This is a genomic window from Diaphorobacter sp. C33 (genome assembly GCF_030503915.1).
Classification (GTDB): Bacteria; Pseudomonadota; Gammaproteobacteria; order Burkholderiales; family Burkholderiaceae_C; genus Diaphorobacter; species Diaphorobacter nitroreducens.
This window is the reverse complement of the sequence record NZ_CP129980.1, coordinates 2,672,220-2,682,500: the sequence shown is the minus strand read 5'-3', so window position 1 is coordinate 2,682,500 and position 10,281 is coordinate 2,672,220. Positions and strand designations below refer to the sequence as shown.

The following is a 10,281-nucleotide window of genomic DNA, read 5'->3' as shown; positions in this document are numbered from 1 at the left end:
CTCATCATCGACCGATAGTGAACCAGTACCGTGAGGGAAAGGCGAAAAGAACCCCGGGAGGGGAGTGAAATAGATCCTGAAACCGCATGCTTACAAAAAGTCGGAGCCCTTAGGGGTGACGGCGTACCTTTTGTATAATGGGTCAGCGACTTACATTCAGTGGCGAGCTTAACCGAATAGGGGAGGCGTAGAGAAATCGAGTCCGAACAGGGCGTTCAGTCGCTGGGTGTAGACCCGAAACCAAGTGATCTATCCATGGCCAGGATGAAGGTGCCGTAACAGGTACTGGAGGTCCGAACCGACTAGTGTTGCAAAACTAGCGGATGAGCTGTGGATAGGGGTGAAAGGCTAAACAAACTTGGAAATAGCTGGTTCTCTCCGAAAACTATTTAGGTAGTGCCTCAAGTATTACCTGCGGGGGTAGAGCACTGTTTTGGCTAGGGGGTCATGGCGACTTACCAAACCAAGGCAAACTCCGAATACTGCAGAGTACAGCTTGGGAGACAGAGCACCGGGTGCTAACGTCCGGACTCAAGAGGGAAACAACCCAGACCGCCAGCTAAGGTCCCTAAAATTGGCTAAGTGGGAAACGAAGTGGGAAGGCTAAAACAGTCAGGATGTTGGCTTAGAAGCAGCCATCATTTAAAGAAAGCGTAATAGCTCACTGATCGAGTCGTCCTGCGCGGAAGATGTAACGGGGCTAAGCCAGTTACCGAAGCTGCGGATGTGCAATTTATTGCACGTGGTAGGAGAGCGTTCTGTAAGCCTGTGAAGGTGTCTGGTAACGGATGCTGGAGGTATCAGAAGTGCGAATGCTGACATGAGTAGCGTTAAAGCGGGTGAAAAGCCCGCTCGCCGTAAGCGCAAGGTTTCCTACGCAACGTTCATCGGCGTAGGGTGAGTCGGCCCCTAAGGCGAGGCAGAGATGCGTAGCTGATGGGAAACAGGTCAATATTCCTGTACCGATCAATAGTGCGATGTGGGGACGGAGAAGGTTAGCTCAGCCAACTGTTGGATATGTTGGTTCAAGCCTGTAGTCGTGCCTGGTAGGCAAATCCGCCGGGCTTAGATGAGGGGTGATAACGAGTCTGCTTGCAGACGAAGTGAGTGATACCCTGCTTCCAGGAAAAGCCACTAAGCTTCAGCTATTGACGACCGTACCGCAAACCGACACTGGTGCGCGAGATGAGTATTCTAAGGCGCTTGAGAGAACTCAGGAGAAGGAACTCGGCAAATTGATACCGTAACTTCGGGAGAAGGTATGCCGCAAGTAGGTGAACTTGTACAAAGGGAGCCCAAAGCGGTTGCAAAAAATCGGTGGCTGCGACTGTTTAATAAAAACACAGCACTCTGCAAACACGAAAGTGGACGTATAGGGTGTGACGCCTGCCCGGTGCTGGAAGATTAAATGATGGGGTGCAAGCTCTTGATTGAAGTCCCAGTAAACGGCGGCCGTAACTATAACGGTCCTAAGGTAGCGAAATTCCTTGTCGGGTAAGTTCCGACCTGCACGAATGGCGTAACGATGGCCACACTGTCTCCTCCTGAGACTCAGCGAAGTTGAAATGTTTGTGATGATGCAATCTCCCCGCGGAAAGACGGAAAGACCCCATGAACCTTTACTGTAGCTTTGTATTGGACTTTGAACGGATCTGTGTAGGATAGGTGGGAGGCTTTGAAGTGAGGTCGCTAGATCTCATGGAGCCAACGTTGAAATACCACCCTGGTGCGTTTGAGGTTCTAACCTAGGTCCATTAGCTGGATCGGGGACAGTGCATGGTAGGCAGTTTGACTGGGGCGGTCTCCTCCCAAAGCGTAACGGAGGAGTTCGAAGGTACGCTAGTTACGGTCGGACATCGTGACGATAGTGCAATGGCATAAGCGTGCTTAACTGCGAGACTGACAAGTCGAGCAGATGCGAAAGCAGGACATAGTGATCCGGTGGTTCTGTATGGAAGGGCCATCGCTCAACGGATAAAAGGTACTCTGGGGATAACAGGCTGATACCGCCCAAGAGTTCATATCGACGGCGGTGTTTGGCACCTCGATGTCGGCTCATCTCATCCTGGGGCTGTAGTCGGTCCCAAGGGTATGGCTGTTCGCCATTTAAAGAGGTACGTGAGCTGGGTTTAAAACGTCGTGAGACAGTTTGGTCCCTATCTTCCGTGGGCGCTGCAGATTTGAGGAAGCCTGCTCCTAGTACGAGAGGACCGGAGTGGACACACCTCTGGTGTATCGGTTGTCACGCCAGTGGCATTGCCGAGTAGCTAAGTGTGGAAGAGATAACCGCTGAAAGCATCTAAGCGGGAAACTCGTTTCAAGATGAGATCTGCCGGGGCCTTGAGCCCCCTGAAGGGTCGTTGTAGACCACGACGTTGATAGGCTGGGTGTGGAAGTGCAGCAATGCATTAAGCTAACCAGTACTAATTGCCCGTGCGGCTTGACCCTATAACTTTGACTGCCAATCGCAGCTCAAGACTGTTATGCCAAGTACGCAATCAAATCCACGCTGATTCACAGACTCTATGAATTCGCTGTGCAGTCCTCACTGCTCAGCAACCCTTTATGCCTGATGACCATAGCAAGTTGGTCCCACTCCTTCCCATCCCGAACAGGACAGTGAAACGACTTCGCGCCGATGATAGTGCGGGTTCCCGTGTGAAAGTAGGTCATCGTCAGGCTCTTACAGCCCAAACCGCCCTCCCACTACAACAGTGGGAGGGCGTTTTGCTTTGGGCTTGAGCGGTCAATCAACATCGGCCGGCACACAGCATTCAACAACTCCCAGTTGCCCTGTAGATCTGCAGCCAATTCGACCTGCCCCCTTTAGACGTGCTAGTTGAAGAGTTGACGGTTTGGGCTGCTGCCGGTTTCAAAGACACCTTGTTAAGGTAAAAGTGAAACGGGAGGTGGTTCATGGAGAGAAGAAGGACATTCAGCCGAGAGTTCAAGCTCGAGCGATCAAACTGGTCACCGAGCGTGATGTGGTTGTGGCCCAGGTGACCTGCCCCCCGCCAGCCGTACCAGGCTGAAGTTAGTGAAGTCCGTCAACCACTAGGAGAATGACGGGCATGTAGAAGAGCAGATTCAGCGAGGAACAGATCACATGGGGTCCTGCGGCAGGCCGAAGCGGGTATGCCGATCAAGGAGCTGTGCCGCAACGGCGGCTTCAGCGATGCCACTTTCTACAAGTGACGCGCCAAGTTCGGCGGCATGCAGGTGTCTGAAGCCCAGCGCGAGCTCGAATCCGAGAACGCCAAGCTCAAGCAATGGCCCGGAGTTCACCAGCCGAGCCTTCATGGCCTGGGCGCAGGCGCATAGCATTCGCCACATCCTGATCCAGCCGGGGCGCCCCATGCAGAATGGCTAAATCGAGAGCTTCAACGGCAAGTTCCGGGACGAGCACTTGAACGAGTGCTGGTTGGAGACATTGCATCAGGCCAGGGTGGCCGTGGCGGTCTGGCGAACGGACTACAACAGCAGCCTGGGACGCATGCGACCGGCTCGCTTCGCTGAGCTGCATCGCCAGCGCGCTGGCGATGCAGCTCAATACCCGTCAACCCCGAACCCACCGAGTAATCTTGAACCCGGACTTTCACTTTTGATTGGTACGTCTACAGGGGGCAGGTCACAGGCTGCCAAAGACCTGGACAGTCACGAAAACGTGATGCGCAAGTGGGTTCGTGAGCTGCGAGACGAACCTCAGGAGGCCTTCCCTGGCAACGGCAAGCAAAAGGCCCAGGACGCGGAAGTAGCGCAGCTACGCAAGGAAGTGGCTGAGCTCAAGATGGAGCGCGACATCCCAAAAAAACCGCGGCCTACTTCGCGAAGGAGTCGATGTGAAGTTCGGGTTCGTGGCGAAACACCGGGGGGCCCTGCCGGTCGATCTAATGTACGAGGCGCCCGGCGTCTCGTGGGGTGGCCGCGTGACACGGCCCGGCGGGGCGGCGCAGCCTCAGCGATGAAGTGCTGGGCGCGCAGGCCTACCAGAGCTTCGTACACAGCGACCGCACCTATGGCGCACGCCGTGTGTGGCACGAGGTGCTGGAGCAAGGTCAGGCTTGTGGTCTGCACCGCATTGAACGGCTCATGCGCGAACAGGCATTGCGAGCCAGACCCCGACGGGATCGCCTAAGGAGACCGTGGCGCGCGCAATGCCGTGGCCAACAACGTACTGGACCGGCAGTTCCAGGCTGACTGCCCGAACCAGAGGTGGGTAGCCGACTTCACCTACATCTGGACGGCAGAAGGCTGGCTGTACCTAGCCGCGGTGCTGGACCTGTACTCGCGGCGCATTGTGGGTTGGTCTATGCAGGAGAGCATGACCTTGCAGCTCGTGGTGGACGCGCTGATGATGGCCGTGTGGCGTCGGGCAAGCCGGTAGCCTTACTGCATCACTCGGATCAGGGTAGCCAGTACACCAGGGAGCACTTCCAGAGGTTGTTGGATGAACAGGGCATCACTTGCAGCATGAGCCGGGCCGGCGAGGTCTGGGGCAACTCGGCCATGGAGAGCTTCTTCAGTTCTCTCAAGACCGAACGCATCGCCAGGAAGGTGTACTGAACACGAAGGCAGGCCCGTTCAGATGTATTCGATTACATCGAGTGCTTCTACAACCCGACGCGCAGGCATTCGACGCTCGGCTATCTCAGTCCGTACAGTACGAGCAAACTCAAAAGGCTTAGGTTGGTGTCAAGGGAACAGGCAGCAGCCCACTCAACCAACAGCCGCCCATGAGCAACCTCTTGGAACTCAACGGCTAGCTCGCCAAACTGATGCCACCGACTGCATAAAGATCCGCCACGCCTAAAACAAAAAATAGTGATATCGACGCAAGGATCAAAAAGGCTGTATACTTCTCAATTCTTCGGAGGGGTGCCCGAGTGGCTAAAGGGGGCAGACTGTAAATCTGTTGGCTTACGCCTACACTGGTTCGAATCCAGTCCCCTCCACCAGATTGTGGTTTGAAGGCGTTGGACCGTACTTGCGCGAAATTCGGTCTTGCGGGAGTAGTTCAATGGTAGAACCCTAGCCTTCCAAGCTAATGACGCGGGTTCGATTCCCGTCTCCCGCTCCACGGTTTGGATAGGTTGGTTAAGAGGAGTTTGACTCCTTGTTGCCCATGTGGCTCAGTGGTAGAGCACTCCCTTGGTAAGGGAGAGGTCGCGGGTCCGATTCCCGCCATGGGCACCACAGTTTCAGGTGCGTCTCCGTTTGGGGTGCATCAATATTTGTCGTGTTGGTGTAGATTTTTTCGGAGTCGAAAAGATGGCAAAAGGTAAGTTTGAACGTACCAAGCCCCACGTGAACGTGGGCACGATCGGTCACGTGGACCATGGCAAGACGACGCTGACGGCGGCCATCGCCACGGTGCTGTCCAAGAAGTTCGGCGGCGAAGCCAAGGGCTACGACCAGATCGACAACGCCCCTGAAGAAAAGGCGCGCGGCATCACGATCAACACCTCGCACGTGGAATACGAAACGGCCACCCGCCACTACGCCCACGTCGACTGCCCCGGCCACGCCGACTACGTCAAGAACATGATCACCGGCGCCGCTCAGATGGACGGCGCCATCCTGGTGTGCTCGGCCGCTGACGGCCCGATGCCCCAGACGCGCGAGCACATCCTGCTGGCCCGTCAGGTGGGCGTGCCCTACATCATCGTGTTCCTGAACAAGTGCGACATGGTCGACGACGAGGAACTGCTCGAGCTGGTCGAGATGGAAGTGCGTGAACTGCTGGACAAGTACGACTTCCCCGGCGACGACACCCCCATCATCCGCGGCTCCGCCAAGCTGGCCCTGGAAGGTGACCAGTCCGACAAGGGCGAACCCGCCATCCTGCGCCTGGCCGAAGCCCTGGACACCTACATCCCCACGCCTGAGCGCGCCGTAGACGGCGCCTTCCTGATGCCTGTGGAAGACGTGTTCTCCATCTCCGGCCGCGGCACCGTGGTGACCGGCCGCGTCGAGCGCGGCATCATCAAGGTCGGCGAAGAAATCGAAATCGTCGGTATCCGCGACACGCAAAAGACCACCGTCACCGGCGTGGAAATGTTCCGCAAGCTGCTGGACCAGGGTCAGGCTGGCGACAACGTGGGCCTGCTGCTGCGCGGCACCAAGCGCGAAGACGTCGAGCGCGGCCAAGTGCTGTGCAAGCCCGGCTCCATCAAGCCCCACACCCACTTCACGGCTGAGGTGTACGTGCTGAGCAAGGACGAAGGCGGCCGTCACACGCCCTTCTTCAACAACTACCGCCCCCAGTTCTACTTCCGCACCACCGACGTGACCGGCTCCATTGAGCTGCCGGCCGACAAGGAAATGGTGATGCCCGGCGACAACGTGTCGATCACTGTGAAGCTGATCAACCCCATCGCCATGGAAGAAGGCCTGCGCTTCGCTATCCGCGAAGGCGGCCGTACCGTGGGCGCCGGCGTCGTTGCCAAGATCATTGCGTAATCTAGTGGGGATCGAAGGGGTATAGCTCAATTGGCAGAGCGTCGGTCTCCAAAACCGAAGGTTGTAGGTTCGATTCCTACTGCCCCTGCCACTTCAGGGTGGTAACAAAACAAGCCCGCCAGCCCCTGGCGGGCTTCGGCGTCTTGTAAGGCGCGATCAAATAGGCGAATTTATCTATGGCCACATCCCAGGTTGAGACGGTCACGACTGGTGCGGACAAGGCAAAGTTGTTCGCGGCAGTGGCGATTGTTCTCGCGTCCATTGCCGGTTTCTATTTGCTGGGTAAGCAAGGGCCCCTTATTCAATGGGGGGTGTTGCTGTTGGGGCTAGTGCTGGCTGTGGCGGTCTTTCTCGTTTCCGAGCATGGACGCCAGTTCGTCGGGTTTGCAAGCGATGCGTGGCGTGAGGTCAAGAAGGTCGTCTGGCCCACGCGCAAGGAAACGCTGCAAATGACGGGCTATGTGTTCGCTTTTGTGGTGGTGATGGCGCTGTTCCTTTGGTTCACGGACAAGACCTTGGAATGGGTTCTGTACGACTTGATCTTGGGCTGGAGGAAGTGATGGTGGATGCCGTGGACACGAATGGTGTGCAGCCTCCGGTGGATGTTGCGGTGAATCCAGATCTGCGCTGGTACATCGTTCATGCCTATTCTGGTATGGAGAAGGCGGTGGAGCGCAACATCCAGGAACGCATTGCGCGTGCCGGTATGCAGCAAAAGTTCGGCCGCATTCTGGTGCCCACTGAAGAAGTGGTGGAAATGAAGAATGGGCAGCGCAAGACTACCGAGCGTCGCCTTTTCCCTGGTTATGTGTTCGTCGAAATGGTGATGGACGATGACACCTGGCACTTGGTGAAGCACACCAGCAAAGTGACAGGATTCGTGGGCGGGGTGAAGAACCGCCCTGCGCCTATTTCCGAAGAAGAGGTGCAGAAGATTGTCAGCCAGATGCAGCAGGGAACGGACAAGCCGCGCCACAAGATCGAATTCATGGTGGGCGAGTTGGTGCGGGTCAAGGAAGGTCCGTTCACCGATTTCAACGGCTCCGTAGAAGAAGTGAATTACGAGAAGAACCGCTTGCGCGTTTCTGTGATGATCTTTGGCCGCTCCACCCCGGTGGAACTGGAATTTGCCCAGGTCGAAAAGACCTGAGCGTCAGTGAAGTATTCGCGCTTTTCGACTCGGTGCGATGAGAGAAGAGAGTCGATAACCCCGGGGAGCCTGGTGAACGATCAGGCGTTAATACCCGCAAGGAGCAAACATGGCGAAAAAAATCGTCGGCTTCATCAAGCTGCAAGTGCCAGCTGGTAAGGCCAATCCCTCCCCTCCGATTGGTCCCGCGCTGGGCCAACGCGGTCTCAACATCATGGAGTTCTGCAAGGCGTTCAACGCGCAGACCCAAGGTGTCGAGCCTGGTCTGCCGCTGCCCGTGGTGATCACGGCTTTTGCAGACAAGAGCTTTACTTTCGTCATCAAGACGCCGCCCGCAACGGTGCTGATCAAGAAGGCGATCAAGCTGGACAAGGGCTCCTCCAATGCCTTGAGCACCAAGGTGGGCAAGATCACCCGTGCACAGCTCGAAGAGATCGCCAAGACCAAGCTCAAGGACATGAATGCTGCTAGCGTTGACGCGGCAGTGCGCACGCTGGCTGGTTCTGCTCGCTCGATGGGCGTGACGGTGGAGGGTCTGTAAATGGCAAAGCTGACCAAGAAGCAAAAGGCCCTGCAGGGCAAGGTGGACTCTACCAAGCTGTACGCTTTCGCTGAGGCGGTGGCTCTGGTGAAGGAAGCCGCTACTGCTAAGTTCGACGAATCCATCGATGTTGCTGTGCAACTCGGCGTGGATGCCAAGAAGTCGGACCAAGTGGTGCGTGGTGCCGTGGTGCTGCCGAATGGCACGGGCAAAACGACGCGCGTTGCCGTGTTCGCCCAAGGCGCCAAGGCAGAAGAAGCCAAGGCCGCAGGTGCCGACATCGTGGGCATGGACGACCTGGCCGCTCAGGTCAAGGCTGGAGATATGCCGTTCGACGTGGTGATCGCTGCTCCCGATGCCATGCGCGTCGTGGGTACGCTGGGCCAGATCCTGGGCCCCCGCGGTCTGATGCCGAACCCCAAGGTAGGCACGGTGACGCCGGATGTGGCGACGGCCGTGAAGAACGCCAAGGCGGGTCAGGTGCAGTTCCGTGTCGACAAGGCCGGTATCGTGCACAGCACCATTGGCCGTCGGTCGTTCGACAACGACAAGTTGCAGGGCAACCTGGCAGCTCTGATCGAAGCGCTGAACAAGGCCAAGCCTGCGACCAGCAAGGGCGTGTACCTGCGCAAGGTAGCCGTGTCGTCCACGATGGGCGTCGGCGTCCGCGTGGATACGCAGACCATCGCAGCGTAATTGCGAAATCTTCAGGCGTGGTGCCCATGAGGGCGGCAGGTCTGATGTGGTGGGCTGACAGCTCCTTTGAGGGCTGGCAGGCCATCCAAGACCGTTGGTGTGCAAGGTGCACTTAAACCTTTGGAGGCCAACGCAGATGGCGATCCCGCTGCAGATGGAATGCATGTTCCAAAACAGTTGGTCGCTGCAACAAGAGCGCGCACGGAGGCTTGTCCGAAGTGCGCATATGAAGGAGTAGACCTTGAGTCTTAATCGCAGTGAGAAAGAAGCGGTCATCAATGAAGTGACCAGCCTCGCCGCTAAAGCTCAAACGCTCGTGATCGCGGAATACCGTGGCATCACGGTGGCCGACATGACCAAACTGCGCGTGGAAGCTCGCAGCAAGGGTGTGAGCCTGAGTGTTCTGAAGAACACCCTGGCCCGCCGTGCTGTGGCTGGCAGCCAGTTTGACGTGGTGGCCGACCAGATGACCGGTCCTCTGATCTATGGCTTCTCCGAAGACGCTGTGGCCGCCGCCAAGGTGGTGGCCGATTTCGCGAAAACCAACGACAAGCTGGTGATTCGCGGCGGCGCTTTCGCGGGCAAGGCCCTGGACGTGAACGGCGTGAAGCAACTGGCCAACATTCCTACCAAGGAAGTGCTGCTGGCCCAGCTGTGTGGCTTGCTGATGTCGCCGATCTCCCGCACCGCCGTGGTGCTGGGTGCCCTGGCGGCCAAAAAAGGCGAAGGCGAGCCTGCTGCTGCCTGAGGCAGCGTGGCAATCGTCCCCCCTCTCAACCAATTGTTAGGAAATCAAAATGGCATTCGATAAAGACGCATTCTTGACCGCGCTGGACAGCATGACGGTCCTGGAACTCAATGACCTGGTGAAGGCCATTGAAGAGAAGTTCGGCGTGAGCGCTGCCGCTATGGCTGCTCCCGCTGCTGGCGGCGCTGCCGGCGGCGGTGCTGCAGCTGCTGAAGAAAAGACCGAATTCAACGTGGTGCTGGCTGACGCCGGCGCCAACAAGGTGGCGGTCATCAAGGCAGTGCGCGAAATCACCGGTCTGGGCCTCAAGGAAGCCAAGGACCTGGTGGACGGCGCTCCCAAGAACGTCAAGGAAGGCATTGCCAAGGCTGACGCCGAAGCTGCCGTCAAGAAGCTGGTGGAAGCCGGCGCCAAGGCCGAACTCAAGTAATCGACCTTGTCTCCTGGGCTGGGGGTCTTGCAAAAGGCCTCCAGCCTTTGGTGCTTATGGGACGCACTTTAGAGCGCACCAGAAAGCGGCCCCCGTGGACTGTTTTCTAGTGTCTTCTGAACCATCCGACAGCAGAAGACGCCTTGGTTCGGGCGATGTGCAACGCATCGCCGTCCGCCATGGTTGGTAGTGGCCAACCGCCAAGCCTGCAAGGTGGCCGCCTTGCAGGGCAGTCGTCGAAGATCCCATTCCATGTC

The 10,281-nt window shown here is 57.4% G+C and carries 7 protein-coding genes, 4 tRNA genes, 2 rRNA genes and 3 pseudogenes (1 of these 16 cut by a window edge); all 16 read left to right on the top strand.

Translation table 11 applies throughout. The annotated features are described in order from the left end of the window. A 23S ribosomal RNA gene (locus QY917_RS12645) occupies positions 1 to 2,448 on the top strand (it extends 428 nt beyond the left edge of the window). 120 nt (positions 2,449 to 2,568) lie between these two features. Beyond that, positions 2,569 to 2,681, top strand: a 5S ribosomal RNA gene (gene rrf, locus QY917_RS12640). 420 nt (positions 2,682 to 3,101) lie between these two features. Then, positions 3,102 to 3,267 (top strand): annotated as a pseudogene (locus QY917_RS12635) (transposase); the annotation flags it as partial. A gap of 4 nt (positions 3,268 to 3,271) precedes the next feature. Then, positions 3,272 to 3,544: pseudogene (locus QY917_RS17375) on the top strand (integrase core domain-containing protein); the annotation flags it as partial. 61 nt (positions 3,545 to 3,605) lie between these two features. Next, positions 3,606 to 4,737: pseudogene (locus QY917_RS12630) on the top strand (IS3 family transposase). A 132-nt stretch (positions 4,738 to 4,869) separates the two neighbouring features. Then, positions 4,870 to 4,955 (top strand) — tRNA-Tyr (locus QY917_RS12625). 48 nt (positions 4,956 to 5,003) lie between these two features. Further along, positions 5,004 to 5,077 (top strand) — tRNA-Gly (locus QY917_RS12620). A 41-nt stretch (positions 5,078 to 5,118) separates the two neighbouring features. Further along, positions 5,119 to 5,193: transfer RNA gene (locus QY917_RS12615), tRNA-Thr, on the top strand. Positions 5,194 to 5,268: 75 nt separating this feature from the next. Beyond that, positions 5,269 to 6,459, top strand: a complete 1,191-nt coding sequence (gene tuf, locus QY917_RS12610) for an elongation factor Tu (RefSeq protein ID WP_011806991.1) — start codon at positions 5,269 to 5,271, stop codon at positions 6,457 to 6,459. A 15-nt stretch (positions 6,460 to 6,474) separates the two neighbouring features. Then, positions 6,475 to 6,550 (top strand) — tRNA-Trp (locus QY917_RS12605). Between the two features lie 85 nt (positions 6,551 to 6,635). Further along, positions 6,636 to 7,019, top strand: coding sequence for a preprotein translocase subunit SecE (gene secE / locus QY917_RS12600; protein ID WP_015914495.1), 384 nt, complete (start codon positions 6,636 to 6,638; stop codon positions 7,017 to 7,019). Continuing rightward, a complete protein-coding gene (gene nusG / locus QY917_RS12595; RefSeq protein ID WP_015914494.1) occupies positions 7,019 to 7,609 on the top strand; it encodes a transcription termination/antitermination protein NusG in 591 nt (196 codons plus the stop codon). The genes secE and nusG overlap by 1 nt, the downstream gene beginning before the upstream one ends. A 109-nt stretch (positions 7,610 to 7,718) precedes the next feature. Beyond that, complete coding sequence (gene rplK, locus QY917_RS12590; RefSeq protein ID WP_011806988.1) at positions 7,719 to 8,150, top strand: 50S ribosomal protein L11; 432 nt, start codon at positions 7,719 to 7,721, stop codon at positions 8,148 to 8,150. Then, positions 8,151 to 8,846, top strand: a complete 696-nt coding sequence (gene rplA / locus QY917_RS12585; RefSeq protein ID WP_011806987.1) for a 50S ribosomal protein L1 — start codon at positions 8,151 to 8,153, stop codon at positions 8,844 to 8,846. Between the two features lie 241 nt (positions 8,847 to 9,087). Then, positions 9,088 to 9,594, top strand: coding sequence for a 50S ribosomal protein L10 (gene rplJ, locus QY917_RS12580; protein WP_011806986.1), 507 nt, complete (start codon positions 9,088 to 9,090; stop codon positions 9,592 to 9,594). A 49-nt stretch (positions 9,595 to 9,643) separates the two neighbouring features. After that, positions 9,644 to 10,024 (top strand): 50S ribosomal protein L7/L12, encoded by a 381-nt coding sequence (gene rplL / locus QY917_RS12575; RefSeq protein ID WP_015914493.1) that lies wholly within the window; start codon positions 9,644 to 9,646, stop codon positions 10,022 to 10,024. Positions 10,025 to 10,281: the final 257 nt, after the last annotated feature.

Coding starts and splice junctions, on each gene's coding strand:
- tuf (WP_011806991.1), top strand. CDS start 5,269: ATGGCAAAAGGTAAGTTTGAACGTACCAAGCCCCACGTGAACGTGGGC.
- secE (WP_015914495.1), top strand. CDS start 6,636: ATGGCCACATCCCAGGTTGAGACGGTCACGACTGGTGCGGACAAGGCA.
- nusG (WP_015914494.1), top strand. CDS start 7,019: ATGGTGGATGCCGTGGACACGAATGGTGTGCAGCCTCCGGTGGATGTT.
- rplK (WP_011806988.1), top strand. CDS start 7,719: ATGGCGAAAAAAATCGTCGGCTTCATCAAGCTGCAAGTGCCAGCTGGT.
- rplA (WP_011806987.1), top strand. CDS start 8,151: ATGGCAAAGCTGACCAAGAAGCAAAAGGCCCTGCAGGGCAAGGTGGAC.
- rplL (WP_015914493.1), top strand. CDS start 9,644: ATGGCATTCGATAAAGACGCATTCTTGACCGCGCTGGACAGCATGACG.